At 55.7% G+C, this 25249-nt stretch carries 21 protein-coding genes; 17 read left to right on the top strand and 4 right to left on the bottom strand.

Annotation, left to right across the window (positions count from 1 at the left end):
* Nucleotides 1–11: 11 nt before the first annotated feature.
* From MMW58_RS23990 to map, 4 genes are all read right to left on the bottom strand, one after another.
* Nucleotides 12–401, bottom strand: coding sequence for a DUF3461 family protein (locus MMW58_RS23990; RefSeq protein ID WP_004858100.1), 390 nt, complete (start codon nt 399–401; stop codon nt 12–14).
* A gap of 107 nt (nt 402–508) precedes the next feature.
* Entirely contained in the window at nt 509–1333 is an 825-nt protein-coding gene (dapD, locus tag MMW58_RS23985; protein WP_004872026.1) for a 2,3,4,5-tetrahydropyridine-2,6-dicarboxylate N-succinyltransferase, read from the bottom strand.
* Between the two features lie 34 nt (nt 1334–1367).
* Nucleotides 1368–4031 carry a bifunctional uridylyltransferase/uridylyl-removing protein GlnD gene (gene glnD / locus MMW58_RS23980; RefSeq protein WP_241722252.1) on the bottom strand — a complete coding sequence of 888 codons (2664 nt, stop codon included), beginning with the start codon at nt 4029–4031 and terminating at the stop codon, nt 1368–1370.
* A gap of 203 nt (nt 4032–4234) precedes the next feature.
* Nucleotides 4235–5029: a type I methionyl aminopeptidase gene (map, locus tag MMW58_RS23975; RefSeq protein ID WP_041144127.1), complete on the bottom strand. Its 795-nt coding sequence runs from the start codon at nt 5027–5029 to the stop codon at nt 4235–4237.
* A gap of 323 nt (nt 5030–5352) precedes the next feature.
* Between map and rpsB the strand changes: the two genes are divergently transcribed.
* The 17 genes from rpsB (at nt 5353) to accA (ending at nt 25177) form a co-directional block, all read left to right on the top strand.
* The gene (gene rpsB, locus MMW58_RS23970) at nt 5353–6078 is read left to right on the top strand and encodes a 30S ribosomal protein S2 (RefSeq protein WP_041144128.1); all 726 of its coding nucleotides are present in this window, start codon (nt 5353–5355) and stop codon (nt 6076–6078) included.
* A 122-nt stretch (nt 6079–6200) separates the two neighbouring features.
* Nucleotides 6201–7052 carry a translation elongation factor Ts gene (gene tsf, locus MMW58_RS23965; RefSeq protein WP_095103655.1) on the top strand — a complete coding sequence of 284 codons (852 nt, stop codon included), beginning with the start codon at nt 6201–6203 and terminating at the stop codon, nt 7050–7052.
* Nucleotides 7053–7199: 147 nt separating this feature from the next.
* Nucleotides 7200–7925 (top strand): UMP kinase, encoded by a 726-nt coding sequence (gene pyrH, locus MMW58_RS23960; RefSeq protein WP_041144130.1) that lies wholly within the window; start codon nt 7200–7202, stop codon nt 7923–7925.
* 291 nt (nt 7926–8216) lie between these two features.
* Nucleotides 8217–8774 carry a ribosome recycling factor gene (gene frr, locus MMW58_RS23955; protein WP_041144131.1) on the top strand — a complete coding sequence of 186 codons (558 nt, stop codon included), beginning with the start codon at nt 8217–8219 and terminating at the stop codon, nt 8772–8774.
* 238 nt (nt 8775–9012) lie between these two features.
* Nucleotides 9013–10215 (top strand): 1-deoxy-D-xylulose-5-phosphate reductoisomerase, encoded by a 1203-nt coding sequence (gene ispC, locus MMW58_RS23950; protein WP_241722251.1) that lies wholly within the window; start codon nt 9013–9015, stop codon nt 10213–10215.
* Nucleotides 10216–10454: 239 nt separating this feature from the next.
* Entirely contained in the window at nt 10455–11213 is a 759-nt protein-coding gene (gene ispU, locus MMW58_RS23945) for a (2E,6E)-farnesyl-diphosphate-specific ditrans,polycis-undecaprenyl-diphosphate synthase (RefSeq protein ID WP_041147522.1), read from the top strand.
* Nucleotides 11214–11225: 12 nt separating this feature from the next.
* Complete coding sequence (gene cdsA, locus MMW58_RS23940; RefSeq protein WP_241722250.1) at nt 11226–12083, top strand: phosphatidate cytidylyltransferase; 858 nt, start codon at nt 11226–11228, stop codon at nt 12081–12083.
* 11 nt (nt 12084–12094) lie between these two features.
* Nucleotides 12095–13450 (top strand): sigma E protease regulator RseP, encoded by a 1356-nt coding sequence (gene rseP, locus MMW58_RS23935; protein WP_241723775.1) that lies wholly within the window; start codon nt 12095–12097, stop codon nt 13448–13450.
* A gap of 31 nt (nt 13451–13481) precedes the next feature.
* Complete coding sequence (bamA, locus tag MMW58_RS23930) at nt 13482–15911, top strand: outer membrane protein assembly factor BamA (RefSeq protein WP_041144135.1); 2430 nt, start codon at nt 13482–13484, stop codon at nt 15909–15911.
* 122 nt (nt 15912–16033) lie between these two features.
* Complete coding sequence (skp, locus tag MMW58_RS23925; protein ID WP_041144136.1) at nt 16034–16519, top strand: molecular chaperone Skp; 486 nt, start codon at nt 16034–16036, stop codon at nt 16517–16519.
* A 3-nt stretch (nt 16520–16522) separates the two neighbouring features.
* Nucleotides 16523–17548, top strand: a complete 1026-nt coding sequence (gene lpxD, locus MMW58_RS23920) for a UDP-3-O-(3-hydroxymyristoyl)glucosamine N-acyltransferase (protein ID WP_041144137.1) — start codon at nt 16523–16525, stop codon at nt 17546–17548.
* A 151-nt stretch (nt 17549–17699) separates the two neighbouring features.
* The gene (gene fabZ / locus MMW58_RS23915; protein ID WP_004098761.1) at nt 17700–18155 is read left to right on the top strand and encodes a 3-hydroxyacyl-ACP dehydratase FabZ; all 456 of its coding nucleotides are present in this window, start codon (nt 17700–17702) and stop codon (nt 18153–18155) included.
* 3 nt (nt 18156–18158) lie between these two features.
* A complete protein-coding gene (gene lpxA / locus MMW58_RS23910) occupies nt 18159–18947 on the top strand; it encodes an acyl-ACP--UDP-N-acetylglucosamine O-acyltransferase (RefSeq protein ID WP_045859740.1) in 789 nt (262 codons plus the stop codon).
* The gene (lpxB, locus tag MMW58_RS23905) at nt 18947–20095 is read left to right on the top strand and encodes a lipid-A-disaccharide synthase (protein ID WP_241722249.1); all 1149 of its coding nucleotides are present in this window, start codon (nt 18947–18949) and stop codon (nt 20093–20095) included. The genes lpxA and lpxB overlap by 1 nt, the downstream gene beginning before the upstream one ends.
* Nucleotides 20092–20688, top strand: coding sequence for a ribonuclease HII (gene rnhB, locus MMW58_RS23900; protein WP_045859735.1), 597 nt, complete (start codon nt 20092–20094; stop codon nt 20686–20688). The genes lpxB and rnhB overlap by 4 nt, the downstream gene beginning before the upstream one ends.
* Before the next feature lie 34 nt (nt 20689–20722).
* Nucleotides 20723–24205, top strand: a complete 3483-nt coding sequence (dnaE, locus tag MMW58_RS23895; RefSeq protein ID WP_159237392.1) for a DNA polymerase III subunit alpha — start codon at nt 20723–20725, stop codon at nt 24203–24205.
* Nucleotides 24206–24217: 12 nt separating this feature from the next.
* Entirely contained in the window at nt 24218–25177 is a 960-nt protein-coding gene (accA, locus tag MMW58_RS23890; RefSeq protein ID WP_041144142.1) for an acetyl-CoA carboxylase carboxyl transferase subunit alpha, read from the top strand.
* Nucleotides 25178–25249: the final 72 nt, after the last annotated feature.

The raw sequence follows: 25249 nt of genomic DNA, 5'->3' as shown, positions 1-25249 counted from the left end.
AGGGGGCAGACTTACTTGTTGCGGGTCAGTTTTTCCAGATCGGCTTCAATTTCGCTGATCTTATGGGTGACGACGCTTTCCAGATGACGCAGATCGTCAAGGATCTTACGCTTCAGATCGACTTCAGTGCGATCGCGCTGGCAGATCTGATCGAGTTCATCGATAACGTAGCGCAGGTTGGGACTGATCTCCTGCACTTCTTTATAGCCCTGGCCTACGCCATCGGCGACCACGGTCTTACGCTGACGCGGATACTTAAACTTAACGCTTTTGGCGAAGAACTCGCCTTTGTCCTTCTGAAAATAGATTTTCAGAATGTCGTTGTTAGCTTCCTGGCGCAGGCTATAGCGATCGATCTCATCAGGATTGGTAATGCCAAGACTTTTCAGATTATCGTACATAACGGTACCTTTGATATCATCATAACCTTTGAATAATTAACGAAAAAACCAATCTTCGCCAGCGTCAAATATAAAAAAAGCGGGATATCTCCCGCTTTTTATACTGCTTAGTCGATGGTACGCAGCAGTTCGTTAATGCCGACCTTGCCGCGAGTTTTCGCATCAACCTTCTTCACGATCACCGCGCAGTACAGGCTGTACTTGCCATCTTTCGACGGCAGGTTGCCTGAAACCACCACCGAGCCGGCCGGTACGCGGCCGTAGAAGACTTCGCCGGTTTCGCGGTCGTAGATTTTGGTGCTCTGGCCCAGGTACACGCCCATGGAGATAACGGAGCCCTCTTCGACGATAACGCCTTCGACAACTTCAGAACGCGCGCCGATAAAGCAGTTATCTTCGATGATGGTTGGGTTAGCCTGCAGCGGTTCCAGCACGCCGCCGATACCCACGCCGCCGGAGAGGTGCACGTTTTTACCGATCTGCGCGCAGGAGCCGACGGTAGCCCAGGTATCAACCATGCTGCCTTCGTCAACGTAGGCGCCGATGTTGACGTAGGACGGCATCAGCACGGTGTTGCGGGCAATGAACGCGCCCTGGCGAACGGCTGCCGGCGGAACCACGCGGAAGCCCTCTTTCTGGAAACGCGCTTCATCGTAGTCGGCGAATTTCATCGGTACTTTATCGAAGTAGCGGCTTTCCGCACCGTCGATAACCTGGTTATCGTTAATACGGAAAGAGAGCAGAACCGCTTTCTTCAGCCACTGGTGGGTGACCCACTGGCCATCGATCTTTTCAGCGACACGCAGAGCGCCGGAATCAAGCAGGGAAATGACCTGGTTAACCGCTTCGCGGGTTACGGTATCCACATTTGCCGGCGTGATGTCGGCGCGACGCTCAAAGGCGGACTCAATAACATTCTGTAATTGCTGCATTGTTTACTCTTTCTCTATTACACATAAAAGTTCGTTACCCTTTATCGTTTGGATTGAGGGCCTCTGTCAACCGTTGTTGTACTTCTTGTTGCAGCTCATTATTAAGCGCACGCCGGTCTGCCGTGGCGATTATAAATAAATCTTCTACTCGCTCACCAATTGTCGTAATTCTGGCCCCGTGCAGGGAAATATTGAGGTCGGCGAAGACCTGGCCGACTCGGGCCAGCAGGCCGGGCTGATCGAGCGCAATCAGCTCAAGAAACGATTTTCGGTCGGTATGCGTGGGCAGGAAATTGACCTCGGTGGCGACGGAAAAATGGCGTAATTTTGCCGCCTGCCGACGCGGGGCCGGCGGCTGCCAGCTGCGCTGGGTAATGGTCTGCTCGAGCCCGAGGCGGATCATCTCATGGCGATCGGCGGAGAGCGGACTGCCGTCCGGTTCGAGCACGATAAAGGTGTCCATCGCCATCCCGTCGCGGGTGGTAAAGACCTGGGCGTCGTGCACGCTCAGATTTCGGCGGTCAAGTTCACCGCAGACGGCGGCGAAGAGATACGGGCGGTCCGGGCTCCAGATAAAGATTTCGGTACCGCCGCGCGTGGCCTGCGAGCTGAGCAGGATCATCGGTTTATTGAGATCGTGCCGGAGCAAATTACGCGCGTGCCAGGCGAGCTGATTTGGCGTGTGGCGCACGAAGTAGTTGGCCCGGCAGCGGTTCCAGATTTGATGCAGGGCCTCTTCATTGATGTTTTCCATCCGCAGCAGCGCCAGCGCCTGCAGCTGATGATGGCGAACCCGTTCGCGCATATCCGGCGTGCTTTGCATTCCGCGGCGCAGCTGTTTTTCGGTGGCGAAATAGAGCTCGCGCAGCAGGCTCTGCTTCCAGCTGTTCCACAGGGTTTCGTTGGTAGCGCAGATGTCGGCCACGGTCAGGCACACCAGGTAGCGCAGGCGGTTTTCCGTCTGCACCTCTTCGGCGAACTGTTTGATGACCTCGGGATCCTGAATATCACGGCGCTGGGCGGTGACGGACATTAACAGATGATGGCGAACCAGCCAGGCGACCATCTGAGTTTCTCGCGAGTTCAGGCCGTGCAGTTCGGCAAACTTCAGGACGTCCTGAGCACCCAGCACCGAGTGATCGCCGCCGCGGCCTTTAGCAATGTCGTGGAACAGGGCGGCAATCAGAATCAGCTCAGGATGGGTCAGGCGCGGCCACAGCTCAACGCACAGCGGGTGGCGGCTGCGGGTTTCCTCTTTGGCAAAACTCTCCAGCTTCAGCAGCACGCGGATTGTGTGCTCGTCCACGGTGTAGGCGTGGAACAGATCGAACTGCATCTGGCCGACGATATGCGACCACTGCGGCATATATGCCCACAGCACGCTGTGGCGATGCATCGGCAGCAGCCCGCGGCTCACCGCACCCTGGTGGCGCAGCATGCTGAGAAAAATGGTTCGCGCTTCCGGGATATAGCACAGCGGCTGCGTCAGGTGGCGGCGCGCGTGGCGCAGGTGGCGCAGCGTCGTGGAGTAGATGCCGGTGATGCTGCTGTTGCGCACCATAATATAGAACATGCGCAGAATAGCCTGCGGCTCGCGGATGAACAGCGTATCGTCGCGCAGATCGATAAGCGAGCCGCGCAGCTGGAAATCATCGTCAATCGGCCGCGGCTTTTCATCTTCGGTCAGCGCCAGGATGGCCTCATCAAACAGCTGCAGCAGCATATGGTTCAGCTCGCTGACTCGCCGGGTGACGCGGAAGAAATCCTTCATCATGTGCTCGATGGGCTGGTTTCTTTCGCCTTCATAACCTAAGCGACGGGCAACGCTGAGCTGGCGGTCGAAGAGCAGGCGGTTATCGTAGCGGGTTAGCTCCAGGTGCAGGGCGAATCGAATTCGCCACAGCTGGTGCAGGCATTCGTTAAGCTCGTTGCGCTCCGCCTCCGTCAGGAAGCCGAAGCCGACCATCTCATCCATCGAGGTGGCGCCGAAGTGGCGGCGGGCGACCCACTGCAGGGTATGGATATCCCGCAGGCCGCCGGGGCTGCTTTTCACGTCCGGCTCGAGGTTATAGCTGGTGCCGTGGTAGCGCTGATGGCGTTCGTTCTGTTCTTCTACCTTGGCGGCGAAGAATTTCTCCGACGGCCAGAAGCCGTCGCTAAAAATGTGCTTTTGCAGCTCAAGAAACAGCGCGACGTCGCCGATCAGCAGGCGCGATTCGATCAGGTTGGTGGCGACGGTGAGGTCGGATAAGCCTTCCAGCAGGCACTCTTCGAGGGTGCGCACGCTGTGCCCGACCTCCAGCTTGACGTCCCACAGCAGCGTCAGCAGCTCGCCGACCTTCTGCGCCCGTTCGTCGGAGAGTTTTTTGCGGCTTAAGATCAGCAGGTCGACGTCGGAGAGCGGGTGCAGTTCACCGCGACCGTAGCCGCCTACCGCCACCAGAGCCGTGTCGCAAACCGAGCCGAAGCCGTACTCCACCCACAGGCGCTGCAGCAGCTGGTCGATAAACTCGGTGCGGGCTTCAATCAGCCGCTCGGCGGCGGTGCCGGCATCGAAAGCCTCACCCAGCCAGCGCTGGAAAAGCTCGAGATGGGTCTTAATCGCCGCGCAGTTCAAATCATCCTGCGGCCAGGCGCCCGGATTCTCAGGTTGGCCCGAGAGGGCAGGGGGGAGAGTGTCAGGTAAAGAGTTGCTCATCGCGCCACCATAAGAAAAAAATATCGCCTATAAAAAATCGCCGGGAGCGATTTTTAACGTCGCCCGCGGCGGCCCGTAGGGTGACGGGCAGGAAGCCCGTCATAAAAAATCGCCGGGAGCGATTTTTAACGTCGCCCGCGGCGGCCCGTAGGGTGACGGGCAGGAAGCCCGTCATAAAAAAGCCGGCGGGCGCCGGCTTTTCGTTATTCGTTATGCGAGATTATCGCCGGGATGGTGTCATCCTTGCGTAACGTCAGAATTTCGCAGCCGTTATCCGTCACCACAATAGTATGCTCGTACTGGGCAGACAAGCTCCGGTCTTTCGTTTTCACCGTCCAGCCGTCTTTCATGCTGCGGATCTCTTTCTTGCCGGCGTTGACCATCGGCTCGATGGTAAAGGTCATTCCCGGCTTGAGCACCACGTTGGTCTCCGGCGAGTCGTAGTGCAGCACCTGCGGCTCTTCATGGAAGCCGCGGCCAATGCCGTGCCCGCAGTATTCACGCACCACGGAAAAACCTTCCGCTTCGACAAACTTCTGAATCGCCGCACCGATGGCCCGCAGGTTGATGCCGGGTTTGACCATCTTCAGGGCCAGATAGAGGCTCTCCTGAGTGACGCGGCACAGACGCTCGCCGAGGATCGTCGGTTTGCCGACGATAAACATTTTGGAGGTGTCGCCGTGGAACTCATCCTTAATGACCGTGACGTCAACGTTGACGATATCGCCGTCTTTCAGCCGTTTTTCATCGTCCGGGATACCGTGGCATACCACTTCGTTAATCGAGATACACACCGATTTCGGGAAGCCGTGGTAGCCGAGGCAGGCGGAGATCGCTTTCTGCTCGTTGACGATGTAATCGTTGCAGATGCGGTCCAGCTCGCCGGTGCTGACGCCCGGTTTTACATAGGGTTCAATCATTTCGAGCACTTCGGCGGCCAGGCGGCCCGCGACGCGCATTTTTTCGATGTCTTCAGATGTCTTGATAGAAATAGCCATGGATTGTGTCCAGCTGTGTCGATTTTTTCGACAATAATAGAGTAAGTCCCGCCAATGTTAACAGTCCGGGCGACCTGGTGCCAAATTGAGAATCATTAACAGCACTCAGCGTCAACAAGAGTTGGTGTCCAGTCCTGTTTTGTGGTATAAAGCGCGCCGGACTTCCGTTCCATTTCGTACTACACAGGATGGACTGAAGCGACAAATCTCACTTTGTGTATATAACACACACGTATCGACACATATTCCGGGGTGCCCTTTGGGGTCGGTAATATGGGATACGTGGAGGCATAACCCCAACTTTATCTATAGAGGTTTTAAACATGGCAACTGTTTCCATGCGCGACATGCTCAAGGCTGGTGTTCACTTTGGTCACCAGACCCGTTACTGGAACCCGAAAATGAAGCCTTTCATCTTCGGCGCGCGTAACAAAGTTCACATCATCAACCTTGAGAAAACTGTACCGATGTTCAACGAAGCTCTGGCTGAACTGAACAAGATCTCTGCTCGTAAAGGCAAGATCCTGATCGTTGGTACTAAGCGCGCTGCAAGCGAAGCGGTAAAAGACGCTGCTAACAGCTGCGATCAGTTCTTCGTGAACCATCGCTGGTTGGGCGGTATGCTGACTAACTGGAAAACCGTTCGTCAGTCCATCAAACGTCTGAAAGACCTGGAAACTCAGTCCCAGGACGGTACTTTCGAGAAGCTGACCAAGAAAGAAGCGCTGATGCGTACTCGTGAACTGGCCAAGCTGGAAAACAGCCTGGGCGGTATCAAAGACATGGGCGGCCTGCCGGACGCACTGTTTGTTATCGATGCAGACCACGAACACATCGCTATCAAAGAAGCAAACAACCTGGGTATCCCGGTATTTGCTATCGTTGATACTAACTCCGATCCGGACGGCGTAGATTTCGTTATCCCGGGTAACGACGATGCAATCCGCGCTGTTAGCCTGTACCTGGGTGCAGTAGCTGCAACCGTGCGTGAAGGTCGTTCTCAGGATCTGGCTTCTCAAGCGGAAGAAAGCTTCGTAGAAGCTGAATAATAAGGTCTAGCCCTTATTTAGTACCGTGTATAAATAGGGGCCTATATTTGGCCCCTTTTTCACTTTTAAACCTGTTTGGTTCCTGGAACCAGGCAGGTCATATCTCTCCCGAGGATTAAAGAATGGCTGAAATTACCGCATCCCTGGTAAAAGAGCTGCGCGAACGTACTGGCGCAGGCATGATGGATTGCAAAAAAGCGCTGACTGAAGCTAACGGCGACATCGAGCTGGCAATCGAAAACATGCGTAAATCCGGCGCGATCAAAGCGGCGAAAAAAGCAGGTAACGTTGCTGCTGACGGCGTGATCATCACCAAGATCGACGGTACCTACGGCATCATTCTGGAAGTTAACTGCCAGACTGACTTCGTAGCGAAAGATGGCGGTTTCCAGGCTTTTGCTAACAAAGTACTGGACGCAGCGGTTGCTGGCAAAATCACTGATGTTGAAGTGCTGAAAGCACAGTTCGAAGAAGAGCGCGTTGCGCTGGTTGCTAAAATCGGTGAAAACATCAACATCCGTCGCGTTGCTGCCCTGGAAGGCGAAGTTCTGGGTTCATACCAGCACGGCGCACGTATCGGCGTTCTGGTTGCCGCTAAAGGCGCAGATCAGGAGCTGGTTAAACAGCTGGCTATGCACATCGCTGCAAGCAAGCCAGAATTCGTTAAGCCGGAAGACGTTTCTGCTGAAGTGGTAGAGAAAGAGTACCAGGTTCAGCTGGACATCGCGATGCAGTCCGGCAAGCCGAAAGAAATCGCAGAGAAAATGGTTGAAGGCCGCATGAAGAAATTCACCGGCGAAGTTTCTCTGACCGGCCAGCCTTTCGTTATGGACCCAAGCAAATCTGTTGCTCAGCTGCTGAAAGAGCACAACGCAGACGTGACTGGCTTCATCCGCTTTGAAGTGGGCGAAGGCATCGAAAAAGTTGAGACTGACTTTGCAGCAGAAGTTGCTGCGATGTCCAAGCAGTCTTAATTTTTTAAAAGGAGCCGCCTGAGGGCGGCTTCTTTTTGTGCCCATTTTGTAAATTCAGCCAACCCTTATAGTGGCTGCGCTGAAAAGCGACATACAATGTCGCCAGAATTAACTCATCTCACTCGTTGACAGTCTCAGGAAAGAAACATGGCTACCAATGCAAAACCCGTCTACAAACGTATTCTGCTTAAGTTAAGTGGCGAAGCTCTGCAGGGTTCGGAAGGCTTCGGTATTGATGCAAGCATACTTGACCGTATGGCTCAGGAAATCAAAGAACTGGTTGAACTGGGTATTCAGGTTGGCGTAGTGATTGGTGGCGGTAACCTGTTCCGTGGTGCTGGTCTGGCGAAAGCGGGAATGAACCGCGTTGTGGGCGACCACATGGGCATGCTGGCAACGGTCATGAACGGCCTTGCAATGCGTGACTCCCTCCATCGCGCCTATGTGAACGCTCGCTTGATGTCAGCGATTCCGCTGAACGGCGTTTGTGATAACTACAGCTGGGCAGAGGCGATCAGCCTGCTGCGTAATAACCGCGTCGTTATTCTGGCTGCGGGTACCGGCAACCCGTTCTTCACGACCGACTCCGCAGCCTGCCTGCGCGGGATTGAAATTGAAGCTGACGTGGTGCTGAAAGCGACCAAAGTCGACGGCGTGTTTACCGCCGACCCGGCTAAAGACCCGTCTGCCACCATGTACGATCAGCTGAGCTACAGCGAAGTGCTTGATAAAGAGCTGAAAGTCATGGATCTGGCCGCCTTTACCCTGGCGCGTGACCATAAATTGCCGATTCGCGTATTCAACATGAACAAACCCGGCGCGCTGCGCCGCGTGGTGATGGGCGAAAAAGAAGGTACGTTAATTACGGAATAATTTCCGTAATACGCTTCACCGTTCAGACCGTCTCTGCGTTGGCCGTCTTTGCTCACCTCAGCCGCTGACTTCAGTAAGCTGCTGGGGGGAGCTCGCTCCGCCGTCGCCTCGATACAACGTGAATGATTTTGTGTAGAAATGAAGGTAAGATTCCGCTCTACCTTAGTAGCGGCTTTTTACTCAGACGCGCCCAGGGCGTCGTCATGAATTAAACGGGACTATACTTAGCTCACCTGATAGCAGCTGTGCGGCGTTTAGTCTGCCTGAGACAAGTTTCCAAGGATTAGTAACGTGATTAACGACATCAGAAAAGATGCTGAAGTGCGCATGGAAAAATGCGTTGAAGCGTTCAAAAACCAAATCAGCAAAATACGCACGGGTCGTGCTTCCCCCAGCTTGCTGGACGGCATCGTCGTGCAGTATTACGGTACGCCTACGCCGCTGCGTCAGCTGGCAAGCGTAACGGTTGAAGACTCCCGTACTCTGAAAATCAACGTGTTCGACCGCTCCCTGAGCCCGGCCGTTGAAAAAGCGATCATGGCTTCTGACCTCGGTCTGAACCCAAGCTCTGCGGGCAGCGATATCCGCGTTCCGCTGCCTCCGCTGACCGAAGAGCGTCGTAAAGATCTGACCAAGATCGTACGCGCAGAAGCCGAGCAGGCTCGCGTGTCGGTACGTAACGTTCGTCGCGACGCTAACGATAAAGTGAAAGCGCTGCTGAAAGACAAAGAGATCAGCGAAGATGACGATCGCCGTTCTCAGGACGACGTGCAGAAAATGACTGACGCCGCCATTAAGAAAGTGGATGCGGCGCTGGCAGATAAAGAAGCGGAACTGATGCAGTTCTGATTTCCTGCCGTTATGCCCGTCCTCATTGCCGTTTGATGAACGGGACGGACGTACAGTCTGAAACGCCGTACAGAAGACCGAACGCTCAGCTCCAGGAATTGCGTTGAAAAGGTCGGCCCTGTAGCCTTCGGCACTCTTGTTGAAGGCGATACATTGCCTGCCCGCCTCCTGACTGCTGATGCGCGAGGGCTTGCTGGCGGCGTTTTTTTTATCCTGTCTTACTTCTTCTGGACGCCTCATGAAGCACTTAACCGTTCTCGGTTCGACCGGTTCAATTGGCTGCAGCACGCTGGATGTCGTGCGCCATAACCCCGATCGCTTTTCCGTCGCCGCGCTGGTCGCGGGGAAAAATGTCGACCGTATGGTTGAACAATGTCTGGAATTCACCCCCCGCTACGCGGTCATGGAGGATGCGAAAAGCGCCGAGTCTCTGCGTATTGCACTGCGCGAACGCGCCAGCCGTACCGAAGTCCTGAGCGGTCAGCACGCCGCGGCGGAAGTCGCCGCGCTGGATGACGTTGACCAGGTCATGGCGGCGATTGTCGGTGCCGCAGGGCTGGTTCCTACGCTCGCGGCCATTCGCGCCGGAAAAACGGTGCTGTTGGCCAACAAAGAGGCGCTGGTGACCTGCGGTCGTCTGTTTATGGACGCCGTGCAGCAGTCCGGCGCGCGCCTGTTGCCCGTTGATAGCGAACATAACGCTATTTTTCAGAGTATGCCGGAAACAATTCAACACAATCTGGGATACGCTGACTTAACGCAGAACGGCGTCTCGTCGATTCTGCTGACCGGTTCCGGTGGTCCTTTCCGGGAAACAGCAATCTCTGAGCTGGCGGCGATGACGCCGGATCAGGCCTGCCGCCACCCTAACTGGTCAATGGGACGCAAAATTTCTGTCGATTCCGCCACGATGATGAATAAGGGGCTGGAGTATATCGAAGCCCGTTGGCTATTCAACGCCTCGGCGCAGCAGATGGAAGTGCTGATTCACCCGCAGTCCGTTATCCATTCAATGGTGCGCTATCGCGATGGCAGCGTTCTCGCACAGCTCGGTGAGCCGGATATGCGTACGCCGATCGCCCACACCATGGGATGGCCGCAGCGCCTGAACTCCGGGGCTGAAGCGCTGGATTTCTGCCGTCTAAGCAATCTGAGCTTTGCCGCGCCGGATTACGGACGCTATCCGTGCCTGAAGCTGGCGATGGAGGCATTTGATGTCGGTCAGGCAGCGACGACGGCGCTGAATGCTGCCAATGAAATTTCGGTAGCCGCGTTCCTCGCTACGGAGATTCGCTTCACCGATATTGCGGCGGTTAACCTGGCGGTGCTGGAGCAGCTGGCGCTGGATGAGCCGCAAAGCATTGAAGAAGTTCTGATTATCGATGCTCAGGCGAGAGCCGCTGCTCACCGGCAGCTGAAACATCTGGCGGCGCGGGGCTGACCGACGCAATACGTTGTGATATTTGTGGGCGCTGGGCTTCAGTGATATAGTCTGCGCCACCCGATCGTTGTCTAAGATTGCGGTGGCCGTGGCATGACACGGCTTTTTTGCGTAAAGCTCTTGGTTGTTCTCTGCGATTAGCCGCGGCCTCGGCACTGGATAAAAATGCGTATATAGCGCTGACCGGTTGCTTGCGTTTAGCGGCGTGGCTAATCCTTATTATGGACTTAAAACGCGTTATGTTGTCTGCTAATCAAACTGTCAGCGAAATATCACCTGTGCATGGCTGCCGTCATGTCGCCATCATTATGGATGGCAACGGACGCTGGGCGAAACAGCAAGGGAAAATTCGCGCATTCGGCCATAAGGCCGGAGCGAAGTCAGTCCGTCGCGCAGTTTCCTTCGCGGCGAACAATGGTATTGAAGCGTTGACGTTATACGCATTCAGCAGTGAGAACTGGAACCGTCCGGCGCAGGAAGTCAGCGCGCTGATGGAGCTGTTCGTCTGGGCGCTGGATAGCGAAGTCAAAAGCCTGCACCGGCATAACGTTCGCCTGCGGATCATCGGCGAAACCACGCGTTTTAATGCTCGCCTGCAGGAGCGGATCCGCAAAGCGGAAGCGCTCACTGAGAACAACACGGGCTTAACGCTGAATATTGCGGCGAACTACGGTGGGCGCTGGGATATCATTCAGGGCGTCCGCAATCTGGCCGAACAGGTAAAAAACGGGTTACTTCAGCCCGAACAGATCACGGAAGACATGCTGAGTCAGCAGGTCTGTATGCATGAACTGGCACCTGTAGATTTAGTTATTAGGACCGGGGGAGAGCATCGAATCAGTAATTTTTTGATTTGGCAAATTGCCTATGCCGAACTTTACTTTACCGATGTTCTTTGGCCCGATTTTGCTGAACAGGACTTTGAAGGTGCACTCCATGCCTTTGTTAATCGAGAGCGTCGTTTCGGCGGCACTGAGCCGGGTGGCAGCAATGCCTGATGGGGGTCACTTTTGCTGAAGTATCGCCTGATATCGGCTTTTGTTTTGATCCCCGTGGTGATTGCGGCGCTTTTCCTGTTGCCGCCTGCGGGTTTCGCCATCGTCACGCTGGTCGTTTGTATGCTCGCCGCGTGGGAGTGGGGGCAACTGAGCGGCTTCACCTCAACGACCCAACGCGTCTGGCTGGCGCTGCTCTGCGGCCTGCTGCTGGCGCTGATGCTTTTCCTGATGCCTGAGTATCACTATGACGTCCATCAACCGGTGGTTGAGGGGTCGCTATGGGCATCGCTGGGCTGGTGGATTGCGGCCCTGCTGCTGGTCCTTTCCTACCCGGCTTCCGCTGCCTTATGGCGGAACTCTAAAACGCTGCGCCTGGTTTTTGGCATTCTGACCATTGTTCCGTTCTTCTGGGGCATGCTGACGCTGCGCGCCTGGCACTACGCGGATAACCACTACAGCGGCGCGCTGTGGCTACTGTACGTGATGATTCTGGTTTGGGGCGCGGACTCCGGTGCCTATATGTTTGGCAAAATGTTCGGTAAGCACAAGCTGGCGCCGAAGGTTTCACCGGGCAAAACCTGGCAGGGCTTTTTTGGCGGGCTGGTTACCGCAGCAGTTATTTCCTGGGCGTACGGCCAGTGGGCGAATCTCGACGTAACGCCGGCGGTACTGCTCATTTGCTCTATCGTTGCGGCGCTGGCTTCGGTGCTCGGCGATCTGACGGAAAGTATGTTTAAGCGAGAGGCCGGCATCAAGGATAGCGGGCATCTGATTCCCGGACACGGCGGAATTCTGGATCGTATCGATAGCCTGACGGCGGCGGTACCGGTATTCGCGTGTCTGCTATTGTTGGTCTTCAGGACGATTTGACGGAAGGTTTTATGCTAAGCGTTCTCTGGAATTTGGCCGCCTTTATCATTGCGCTGGGCGTATTGATCACCGTGCATGAGTTTGGCCATTTCTGGGTGGCTCGTCGCTGCGGCGTTCGCGTTGAACGCTTCTCCATCGGCTTTGGCAAAGCGCTATGGCGGCGCTCTGACAAGCAGGGGACGGAATTCGTTATCGCCCTTATCCCACTCGGCGGTTACGTCAAGATGCTCGACGAGCGCGTCGAGCCGGTGGCACCAGAGATGCGCCACTACGCTTTCAATAATAAAACCGTCGGTCAGCGCGCAGCGATAATCGCCGCCGGACCGATCGCGAACTTCATTTTTTCCATCTTTGCCTACTGGCTGGTGTTTATCATCGGCGTCCCTGGCGTTCGTCCGGTTGTTGGCGAAATAGTGCCCGATTCGATTGCCGCACACGCACAAATTGCAAAAGGAACGGAACTTAAAGCGATAGATGGCATCGAAACGCCTGATTGGGATGCTGTGCGTATGGCGCTGGTAACGAAGATCGGAGACCAGCAAACAATAGTTTCGGTCGCCCCTTTCGGGACCAGCCAACGCCAGGATAAAATCCTCGATTTACGCCACTGGGCGTTCGAACCGGACAAACAGGATCCGGTGACATCGCTGGGCATTCAGCCCCGGAGCGCGCAGGTTGATACGGCTCTGGCAGAAGTACAATCGAATTCGGCAGCGCAGAAGGCGGGTTTGCAAGCGGGCGACAGGATCGTTAAAGTCGATGGTCAACCGTTAACGCAGTGGATGACGTTTGTTAATCTGGTGCGTGATAATCCCGGTAAAGCGCTGGTTCTGGACATCGAACGGCAGGGGAGTCCTCTGTCAGTGACGCTGACACCAGATTCGAAGTCCGGTAGTAAAGGTCAGGCTGAGGGATTTGCAGGGGTTGTGCCTAAGGTCATCCCGCTGCCCGATGAATATAAGACAGTTCGTCAGTACGGGCCGTTTGCCGCCATCGCTGAAGCCACGGATAAAACCTGGCAACTGATGTCGTTAACGGTCAGGATGCTGGGTAAATTGATAACCGGTGATGTCAAACTGAACAACCTCAGCGGGCCGATCTCTATCGCCCAGGGGGCTGGAATGTCAGCGGAGTTTGGGTTGATTTACTATCTGATGTTCCTTGCGCTGATAAGCGTGAACCTCGGAATAATCAACCTGTTCCCGCTTCCCGTCCTGGACGGGGGGCACCTGCTGTTTTTAGCGATTGAAAAGCTAAAAGGCGGGCCGGTATCCGAGCGAGTTCAAGACTTTAGTTATCGCATTGGCTCAATACTGCTGGTGTTGTTAATGGGGCTTGCACTTTTCAATGATTTCTCTCGGTTGTAAGAGAGTTTGTTAGGAAGAACGCATAATAACGATGGCGATGAAAAAGTTGCTCATAGCGTCGCTGCTGTTTAGCAGCGCAACCGTATACGGTGCTGAAGGGTTCGTGGTGAAGGACATTCATTTCGAAGGCTTGCAGCGTGTCGCTGTTGGTGCGGCCCTCCTCAGTATGCCAGTGCGTCCTGGCGATACGGTGACCGATGATGATATCAGTAACACCATTCGTGCTCTGTTTGCCACCGGCAACTTTGAGGACGTTCGCGTCCTGCGCGATGGTGATACCCTGCTGGTGCAGGTGAAAGAGCGCCCAACGATTGCCAGCATCACTTTCTCCGGTAACAAGTCGGTGAAGGATGACATGCTCAAGCAAAACCTTGAGGCATCCGGCGTGCGCGTTGGGGAGTCCCTTGACCGTACTACGCTCGCTGATATCGAGAAAGGGCTGGAAGATTTCTACTATAGCGTCGGTAAGTACAGCGCCAGCGTAAAAGCTGTCGTCACGCCGCTGCCGCGTAACCGCGTCGACCTGAAGCTGGTGTTCCAGGAAGGCGTCTCGGCGAAAATCCAGCAAATCAATATCGTCGGTAACCATGCATTCAGCACGGACGAACTGATCTCTACCTTCCAGCTGCGCGATGAAGTGCCGTGGTGGAACGTGGTTGGCGATCGCAAATACCAGAAGCAGAAACTGGCAGGGGATCTCGAAACTCTGCGCAGCTACTACCTGGATCGCGGCTACGCACGTTTCAACATCGACTCCACCCAGGTGAGCCTGACGCCGGATAAAAAAGGCATCTACATCACCGTGAACATCACCGAAGGCGATCAGTACAAGCTCTCGGGCGTGCAGGTGACGGGCGATCTGGCGGGGCATTCGGCGGAAATCGAAGCGTTGACCAAAGTCGAGCCGGGCGAGCTGTATAACGGCGCCAAAGTGACCAAAATGGAGAATGATATTAAGAAACTCCTCGGTCGCTACGGTTACGCCTATCCGCGCGTACAGTCGCAGCCGGAAATCAACGACGCCGACAAGACCGTGAAGCTGCACGTTAACGTCGATGCGGGGAACCGCTACTACGTGCGTAAAATTCGCTTTGAAGGCAACGACACCTCGAAAGATTCCGTTCTGCGTCGCGAAATGCGCCAGATGGAAGGGGCGTGGCTGGGCAGCGACCTGGTTGACCAGGGTAAAGATCGTCTGAACCGTTTAGGCTATTTCGAAACCGTTGATACCGATACGCAGCGCGTGCCGGGCAGTCCGGATCAGGTCGACGTGGTCTATAAGGTCAAGGAGCGTAACACCGGTAGCTTCAACTTTGGTATCGGCTACGGTACTGAAAGCGGCGTAAGCTTCCAGGCGGGCGTTCAGCAGGACAACTGGTTGGGTACCGGCTATTCCGTTGGAATTAACGGCACCAAAAACGATTACCAGACCTATACTGAACTGTCGGTCACTAACCCGTACTTCACCGTTGATGGCGTTAGCCTCGGTGGTCGTGTGTTCTATAACGACTTCGATGCGAACGATGCGGACCTGTCCGACTATACCAACAAGAGCTACGGTACGGACGTTACGCTGGGCTTCCCGGTTAACGAATACAATACGCTGCGTGCGGGCGTGGGTTATGTCCATAACTCCCTGTCTAACATGCAGCCGCAGGTGTCGATGTGGCGCTACCTGAACTCAATGGGTCAATATCCGAGCAACACGGACGATAAAAACTCATTCAGCGCCAACGACTTCACCTTTAACTACGGCTGGACGTATAACAAGCTGGACCGCGGCTTCTTCCCGACGGAAGGTTCACGCGTTAACCTGAATGGTAAAGTGACCATTCCGGGTTCAGACAACGAATACTACAAAGCCACGCTGGATACCGCGACCTACGTGCCGATCGATAACGATCACAAATGGGTTGTGCTGGGACGTACCCGCTTCGGTTACGGTGACGGCCTTGGCGGCAAAGAGATGCCGTTCTACGAGAACTTCTACGCCGGTGGTTCAAGCACCGTGCGCGGGTTCCAGTCGAACACCATTGGTCCGAAAGCGGTTTATTTCCCGGCCAATAGTCGTCACGATGGCGATGACAACTATGACAGCAACTGTAAGAGCACCGAATCTGCACCTTGTAAGTCTGATGATGCGGTCGGCGGTAACGCCATGGCGGTTGCCAGCCTGGAGCTGATTGCTCCGACGCCGTTTATCAGCGATAAGTATGCTAACTCGGTCCGTACCTCCTTCTTCTGGGATATGGGTACCGTGTGGGATACGCACTGGGATTCGAGCGCGTACGGTGGCTATCCGGATTATGGCGATCCGAGCAACATCCGTATGTCCGCAGGTATTGCGGTACAGTGGATGTCGCCGTTGGGGCCGTTGGTATTCTCCTACGCCCAACCGTTTAAAAAGTACGAGGGAGACAAAGCCGAGCAGTTCCAGTTTAACATTGGTAAAACCTGGTAACTGTGGGCGACAAAGGAATGTAAGTGCAGTATCGCGCTGACTTTAGGCGATAACTTCGGTTGTCGCCTGGCCACGCAAATAACGGTACCCCTGGGTACTCATGGGATGGTAAGGAGTTAATTGTGAAAAAGTGGTTATTAGCTGCAGGTCTGGGTTTAGCAATGGTAACTTCCGCACAGGCGGCAGATAAAATTGCAATGGTAAACATGAACAGCCTGTTCCAACAGGTTGCCCAGAAAACAGGCGTTTCTAATACGCTGGAAAACGAGTTCAAAGGCCGCGCGAGCGAGCTGCAGCGTATGGAAGGTGACCTGCAGTCTAAAATGCAGCGTCTGCAGTCCATGAAGCCGGGCGCCGATCGTACCAAGCTGGAAAAAGACGTAATGGCTCAGCGCCAGACTTTCTCTCAGAAGGCACAGTCTTTTGAGCAGGATCGTTCACGTCGTTCTAACGAAGAACGTGGCAAGCTGGTTACCCGTATCCAGACCGCTGTGAAAAGCGTAGCGAACAGCCAGAGCATCGATCTGGTTGTAGATTCTAATGCCGTTGCATACAACAGCAGCGATGTAAAAGACATCACCGCTGATGTGCTGAAACAGGTTAACTAAGTAATGCCTTCAATTCGACTGGCTGATCTTGCGCAGCAGTTGGATGCAGAATTACACGGTGATGGCGATATCGTCATCACCGGCGTTGCATCCATGCAGGCCGCAAAAGCGGGCCATATTACGTTCATGGTAAATCCTAAATACCGTGATCGCCTGGCCGATTGCCAGGCTTCTGCCGTTGTTATGACGCAGGATGATTTACCTTTTGCCCACGGCGCCGCGCTGGTAGTGCGTAATCCCTACCTGACCTACGCCCGCATGGCTCAAATACTTGATACCACGCCGCAGCCGGCGCAGAATGTCGCGCCCAGCGCGGTCATCGATGCCACGGCGAAGCTGGGTAAGAACGTAGCGATCGGTCCTAACGCCGTTATCGAATCCGACGTAGAGCTCGGTGATAACGTGGTTATCGGCGCCGGATGCTTCGTTGGTAAAAAGACAAAAATTGGTGCCGGCTCGCGTTTATGGGCCAACGTCACCGTTTATCACGAGATTGAGATCGGCGAAAATTGCCTGATCCAGTCCGGCACGGTGATCGGTGCAGACGGTTTCGGTTACGCCAACGATCGCGGTAACTGGGTGAAGATCCCGCAGCTGGGTCGCGTCATTATTGGCGATCGCGTGGAGATCGGCGCCTGTACTACCATCGACCGCGGTGCGCTGGATGACACCTCGATCGGTAATGGCGTCATTATCGACAACCAGTGCCAGATTGCGCACAACGTCGTGATTGGCGACAATACCGCCGTTGCTGGCGGCGTTATCATGGCGGGCAGCCTGAAAATCGGCCGCTACTGCATGATTGGCGGTGCCAGCGTGATCAACGGCCATATGGAAATCTGTGACAAAGTGACCGTCACGGGGATGGGGATGGTTATGCGTCCTATCACCGAACCTGGCGTTTACTCTTCGGGTATCCCGCTGCAACCGAATAAGGTTTGGCGTAAAACAGCCGCGCTGGTGATGAATATTGATGATATGAGCAAGCGACTCAAAGCAGTTGAGCGCAAGGTTAATCAACAAGATTAGCGCACCCAGCCAAACGCGAAATCATGCCACGTAGCCGATAAAGCGGCTGCCTGGAAGGTGAAGCGTGAAAATTTTCGGCCTGTTGCATTCATAAGATTGCCGCAGGCCGTGTTATTATTGCCTTTTAGTATATTTAGACAGGAAGAGTATTTTGACTACTGACACTCATACTCTGCACATTGAAGAGATTCTGGAACTTCTGCCTCACCGTTACCCGTTCCTGCTGGTAGACCGCGTGCTGGATTTTGAAGAAGGTCGTTTTCTGCGCGCAGTAAAAAATGTTTCTGTTAACGAGCCGTTTTTCCAGGGGCATTTCCCTGGTAAACCGATTTTACCAGGCGTACTGATTCTGGAAGCTATGGCCCAGGCCACCGGCATTCTGGCATTCAAAAGCGTGGGTAAGCTCGAGCCGGGCGAACTGTACTATTTTGCCGGGATTGATGAAGCGCGTTTCAAACGTCCGGTAGTGCCAGGCGATCAGATGATTATGGAAGTCACTTTTGAGAAAACTCGCCGCGGCCTGACGCGTTTTAAAGGCGTCGCGACGGTTGACGGGAAAGTGGTTTGCGAAGCAACGATGATGTGTGCGCGTAGCCGGGAGGCCTGATACGTGATTGATAAAACCGCCTTTATTCATCCTTCAGCCATTGTAGAAGAAGGTGCCGTTATCGGTGCTAACGCTCACATTGGTCCGTTTTGTATTGTTGGTGCTAACGTCGTGATTGGCGAAGGTACCGTACTGAAGTCTCATGTTGTTGTTAACGGTCATACCACGATTGGCCGCGATAATGAGATCTATCAGTTCGCTTCCATCGGCGAAGTTAACCAGGATCTGAAATATGCTGGCGAACCGACGCGCGTGGAAATTGGCGATCGCAACCGCATCCGCGAAAGCGTCACCATTCATCGCGGTACAGTACAGGGCGGTGGATTAACGAAGGTGGGCAGCGATAACCTGCTGATGATCAACGCCCACGTGGCGCATGATTGTACGGTTGGCGATCGCTGCATTCTGGCCAATAACGCGACCCTTGCCGGGCACGTCTCGCTGGATGATTACGTTATCATCGGCGGTATGACCGCGGTGCATCAGTTCTGCATCATCGGTGCCCACGTGATGGTTGGCGGCTGCTCCGGCGTTGCGCAGGACGTTCCGCCGTTCGTTATTGCTCAGGGCAACCACGCGACGCCGTTTGGCGTTAACATCGAAGGCCTGAAACGCCGCGGCTTCAGCCGTGAAGCGATCACCGCAATTCGTAACGCGTATAAGCTGCTCTACCGCAGCGGCAAAACGCTGGACGAAGCCAAGCCGGAAATCGCCGAACTGGCGGCTCAGCATCCTGAAGTTCAGCCATTTTACGACTTCTTTGCCCGCTCAACCCGCGGCCTGATTCGTTAATGGCTGTACAGCGTCCCCTGACTATTGCCCTGGTCGCCGGAGAAACCTCCGGCGATATTCTTGGTGCCGGTCTGATCCGCGCGCTCAAGGCGCGCATTCCCGATGCGCGCTTTGTTGGCGTGGCGGGGCCGCTAATGCAGGCCGAGGGCTGCGAAGCCTGGTATGAAATGGAAGAGCTGGCGGTGATGGGCATTGTTGAAGTGCTCGGTCGCTTACGCCGCCTGCTGCACATTCGCTCCGATCTCACCCGCCGCTTCGGCGAGCTGCGTCCCGACGTTTTTGTTGGCATCGACGCGCCGGACTTCAATATCACCCTCGAAGGCAACCTGAAAAAGCAGGGCATCAGGACTATCCATTACGTCAGCCCGTCCGTTTGGGCATGGCGACAAAAACGCGTTTTCAAAATTGGCAGATCGACCGATCTGGTGCTGGCATTTCTGCCTTTCGAAAAAGCGTTTTACGACAAATTTAACGTTCCCTGCCGCTTCATCGGCCACACTATGGCGGATGCGATGCCGCTGGATCCGGATAAAGGCGCCGCGCGCGACCGCCTGGGCATTGCCCGGGACGCGCACTGCCTGGCGCTGCTGCCGGGGAGCCGCGGGGCAGAAGTTGAAATGCTCAGCGCGGACTTCCTCAAAACCGCGCAGATTTTGCGCGACAGCTATCCCGATCTGCAGGTGCTGGTCCCGCTGGTGAACGCCAAAAGGCGCGAACAGTTTGAACGTATCAAAGCCGAAACGGCGCCGGATCTCCCGGTTCACCTGCTGGATGGTCAGGCGCGTGATGCGATGATCGCCAGCGATGCCGCGCTGCTCGCCTCCGGGACGGCGGCGCTGGAGTGCATGCTGGCCAAATGTCCGATGGTCGTTGGCTACCGCATGAAGCCGTTTACCTTCTGGCTGGCGAAGCGGCTGGTGAAAACCGATTACGTTTCGCTACCCAACCTGCTGGCCGGGCGCGAGCTGGTTAAAGAGCTGCTGCAGGATGAGTGTCAGCCGCAGCTGCTCGCCGATGCGCTGAGGCCGCTGCTGGCCGACGGCAAAACCAGCCATGAAATGCACGACACCTTCCGCGCGCTGCATCAACAAATTCGCTGCAATGCTGATGAGCAGGCGGCGGACGCGGTACTGGAGTTAGTAAAATGATTGAGTTTGTCTATCCGCATACCCACCTTGTTGCCGGCGTTGATGAAGTTGGACGCGGGCCGCTGGTGGGTGCGGTCGTCACCGCAGCGGTGATCCTCGATCCGGCAAAGCCGATTATTGGCCTGAATGACTCCAAAAAATTAAGCGAAAAGCGTCGCCTGGCGCTGTTCGATGAGATCAAAGAGAAGGCTCTGTCATGGAGCCTTGGCCGCGCGGAGCCGCACGAGATTGACGAGCTGAATATCCTGCACGCAACGATGCTGGCCATGCAGCGCGCCGTCGCCGGCTTACACATCGCGCCGGAGTTCGTGCTGATTGACGGTAACCGCTGTCCGCCGCTGCCGGCCCCGTCGCTGGCGGTTGTTAAAGGCGATAGCCGGGTGGCGGAAATCAGCGCGGCGTCTATTCTGGCTAAAGTCACGCGCGATGCGGAGATGGTGACGCTGGATCGGCAATTTCCTCAATACGGCTTTGCGCAGCATAAAGGCTATCCCACCGCTTTCCATCTGGAAAAGCTGATAGAGCATGGCGCAACAGAGCATCATCGGCGCAGTTTCGGCCCGGTAAAACGCGCGCTGGGCCTCGCGTCCTGAATCAATACGCAATCAAGTAACGCGGAATCTGAAGATGGCTGAACCACGTTTCGTACACCTCAGGGTGCACAGCGACTATTCCATGATCGATGGGCTGGCGAAAACCGGGCCGCTGGTGAAAAAGGCGGCCGCGTTAGGCATGCCGGCGCTGGCGATCACCGATTTTACCAACCTGTGCGGGCTGGTGAAGTTCTACGGAGCGGGACACGGAGCCGGGATCAAGCCGATCGTCGGCGCAGATTTTCACGTCCAGTGCGATCTGCTGGGCGATGAGCTGACCGAAATTACCGTCCTGGCGGCCGATAACGCCGGTTACCAAAACCTCACCCTGCTGATTTCCCGCGCCTATCAGCGCGGTTACGGTGCTCTCGGGCCGTGGATCGACAGGGAGTGGCTGGTTGAGCATCAGGAAGGGCTGATTCTGCTCTCCGGCGCGCGCAAAGGCGACGTCGGCGTGTGCATGACGCGCGGCAACGCGGCGCTGGTTGAACAGTGCGTCGACTTCTACGAAGAGCACTTCCCCAATCGCTACTATCTGGAGCTGATCCGCACCGGTCGGGCGGACGAAGAGACCTATCTGCACGCTGCCGTCCAGCTGGCGGAGGAGCGCGGGCTGCCGGTGGTGGCGACGAACGACGTGCGCTTCCTCGAGACCGGCGACTTCGACGCGCATGAAATCCGCGTGGCGATCCATGACGGCTTTACCCTCGACGATCCGAAGCGCCCGCGTAACTATTCGCCGCAGCAGTATATGCGCAGCGAAGATGAGATGTGCGAGCTGTTCTCCGATCTCCCCGAGGCGCTGGAAAATAGCGTAGAAATTGCCAAACGCTGCAACGTCACCGTGCGTCTTGGCGAATACTTCCTGCCGCAGTTCCCGACCGGCGAGATGACGACTGAAGATTTCCTGGTCTTGAAATCGAAAGAGGGTCTGGAAGAGCGCCTGGAATTCTTGTTCCCCGACGAAGCCGTGCGCAAAGAGAAGCGCCCGGAATATGATGAACGTCTGGATATTGAGCTGCAGGTTATCAACCAGATGGGCTTCCCTGGCTACTTCCTGATCGTAATGGAATTTATCCAGTGGTCGAAGGATAACGGCGTACCCGTTGGTCCTGGACGAGGCTCCGGCGCCGGCTCGCTGGTGGCCTACGCGCTGAAAATTACCGATCTCGATCCGCTGGAGTTCGATCTGCTGTTCGAACGCTTCCTGAACCCGGAGCGCGTGTCGATGCCCGACTTTGACGTCGACTTCTGTATGGAGAAGCGCGATCAGGTTATCGAGCACGTCGCGGACATGTACGGCCGCGATGCGGTATCGCAGATTATTACCTTCGGTACGATGGCGGCAAAAGCGGTTATCCGCGACGTCGGCCGCGTGCTGGGCCATCCGTATGGCTTCGTCGATCGCATCTCAAAACTGGTGCCGCCGGATCCGGGGATGACCCTGGCGAAAGCCTTTGAAGCCGAACCGCAGCTGCCGGAAATCTACGAAGCTGACGAAGAGGTCAAGGCGCTGATCGATATGGCGCGCAAGCTGGAAGGCGTCACGCGTAACGCCGGCAAGCACGCGGGCGGGGTAGTTATCGCTCCGACCAAAATCACCGATTTTGCCCCGCTGTACTGCGATGAGGCCGGGCTGCATCCGGTGACCCAGTTTGATAAGAACGACGTGGAATATGCGGGGCTGGTCAAGTTTGACTTCCTCGGCCTGCGTACGCTGACGATCATCAACTGGGCGCTGGAGATGATCAACAAGCGGCGCGCGAAGAACGGCGAAGAGCCGCTGGATATCGCCGCCATTCCGCTGGAAGATAAGAAAAGTTTTGATATGCTGCAGCGCTCGGAAACCACCGCGGTTTTCCAGCTTGAATCGCGCGGCATGAAAGACCTGATCAAACGTCTGCAGCCGGACTGCTTCGAAGATATGATCGCCCTCGTGGCGCTGTTCCGTCCCGGTCCGCTGCAATCAGGGATGGTGGATAACTTTATCGACCGTAAGCACGGGCGGGAGGAGATCTCCTATCCGGACGTGCAGTGGCAGCATGAGTGTCTGAAGCCGGTGCTTGAGCCGACCTACGGCATTATCCTGTACCAGGAACAGGTCATGCAGATCGCACAGGAGCTTTCCGGCTATACGCTTGGCGGCGCGGATATGCTGCGTCGTGCGATGGGTAAGAAAAAGCCGGAGGAGATGGCCAAGCAGCGCGGCACCTTCGAGGAAGGGGCAAAGAAAAACGGCGTTGATGGCGAGCTGGCGATGAAAATCTTCGACCTGGTGGAGAAATTCGCCGGTTACGGATTTAACAAATCGCACTCCGCGGCCTATGCGCTGGTCTCCTACCAGACGCTGTGGCTGAAGGCGCACTATCCGGCGGAGTTTATGGCCGCGGTAATGACGGCGGATATGGACAACACCGAGAAGGTGGTTGGGCTGGTGGATGAGTGCTGGCGGATGGGGCTGAAAATCCTGCCGCCTGACATTAACTCCGGCCTGTACCATTTCCACGTTAATGACGAGGGTGAAATCGTCTACGGCATTGGGGCCATTAAAGGCGTCGGCGAAGGTCCGATCGAGGCGATTATTGAAGCGCGTAACGAAGGCGGCTATTTCCGCGAGCTCTTCGACCTTTGCGCCCGCACCGATACCAAAAAGCTCAACCGGCGGGTGCTGGAAAAACTGATTATGTCCGGGGCGTTTGACCGCCTCGGGCCGCATCGTGCGGCGCTGATGAATTCGCTTGGCGACGCCCTGAAGGCCGCCGATCAGCACGCAAAAGCCGAGGCCATTGGCCAGGCCGACATGTTCGGCGTGCTGGCGGAAGAGCCGGAACAAATCGAGCAATCCTACGCGAACTGCCAGCCGTGGCCGGAGCAGGTGGTGCTCGATGGCGAAAGGGAGACCCTGGGGCTGTATCTGACCGGTCACCCGATCAACCAGTATTTGAAAGAGATTGAGCGCTACGTAGGTGGCGTCAGGCTCAAAGACATGCATCCGACCGATCGTGGTAAAGTGACCACGGCGGCGGGGCTCGTTATTGCTGCGCGGGTAATGGTCACCAAGCGCGGCAATCGTATCGGCATCTGTACTTTGGATGACCGTTCCGGGCGTCTGGAGGTGATGTTATTCACCGACGCTCTGGATAAATATCAGCAATTGCTGGAAAAAGACCGCATACTTATCGTCAGCGGACAGGTCAGCTTTGATGACTTCAGCGGGGGGCTTAAAATGACCGCCCGTGAAGTGATGGACATTGACGAAGCCCGGGAAAAATATGCTCGCGGGCTTGCTATCTCGCTGACGGACAGGCAAATTGATGACCAGCTTTTAAACCGACTCCGTCAGTCTCTGGAACCCCACCGTTCGGGAACTATTCCAGTGCACCTCTACTATCAGAGGGCGGATGCGCGCGCGCGGCTGCGCTTCGGCGCAACATGGCGCGTCTCTCCGAGCGATCGTTTACTCAACGATCTGCGTGGCCTTATCGGCTCGGAGCAGGTGGAACTGGAGTTTGACTAATACAGGAATACTATGAGTCTGAATTTCCTTGATTTTGAACAGCCGATTGCAGAGCTGGAAGCGAAAATCGATTCCCTGACTGCAGTAAGCCGTCAGGATGAGAAACTCGATATTAACATCGATGAAGAAGTGCATCGTCTGCGCGAAAAAAGCGTAGAGCTGACGCGTAAAATCTTCGCCGATCTCGGCGCATGGCAGGTTGCTCAGCTGGCACGCCATCCACGTCGCCCATACACCCTGGATTATGTCCGCCTGGCGTTCGACGAGTTTGACGAACTGGCCGGCGACCGTGCCTACGCTGATGATAAAGCTATCGTCGGCGGTATTGCGCGTCTGGACGGGCGTCCGGTGATGATTATCGGCCACCAGAAAGGGCGCGAGACGAAAGAAAAAATTCGTCGCAACTTTGGCATGCCGGCACCGGAAGGCTACCGTAAGGCGCTGCGTCTGATGGAGATGGCCGAGCGCTTTAAAATGCCGATCATCACCTTTATCGACACCCCAGGTGCCTACCCGGGCGTGGGCGCGGAAGAGCGCGGCCAGTCGGAAGCGATTGCCCGTAACCTGCGTGAAATGTCGCGCCTGAGCGTACCGGTCATCTGCACCGTTATCGGTGAAGGCGGCTCCGGCGGCGCGCTGGCGATTGGCGTCGGTGACAAAGTGAATATGCTGCAGTACAGCACCTATTCCGTTATTTCACCGGAAGGCTGCGCGTCCATTCTGTGGAAAAGCGCGGACAAAGCCCCGCTGGCGGCTGAAGCCATGGGGATCGTTGCCCCGCGCCTGAAAGAGCTGAAGCTTATCGACTCCATTATTCCGGAGCCGCTGGGCGGCGCGCATCGCAATCCGGAAGCCATCGCTGCAAGCCTGAAAGCGCAGCTGCTGGCCGATCTGGCGGACCTCGATATCCTGAGCGAAGAAGAGCTGTTAAACCGTCGCTATCAGCGGCTGATGAACTACGGCTACGCCTGATTATTCCTTGCGTTATGCAGTAAAAAGGGCCGGACTTTCCGGCCCTTTTTTATGTGCGATACGCAGGCGCGG

Origin of the sequence: Klebsiella sp. HC6 (genome assembly GCF_022605325.1) — a bacterium.
GTDB lineage: Bacteria > Pseudomonadota > Gammaproteobacteria > Enterobacterales > Enterobacteriaceae > Klebsiella > Klebsiella terrigena.
Note: the sequence above shows the minus strand (reverse complement) of the source record. Positions and strands in the feature narration are given on the sequence as shown.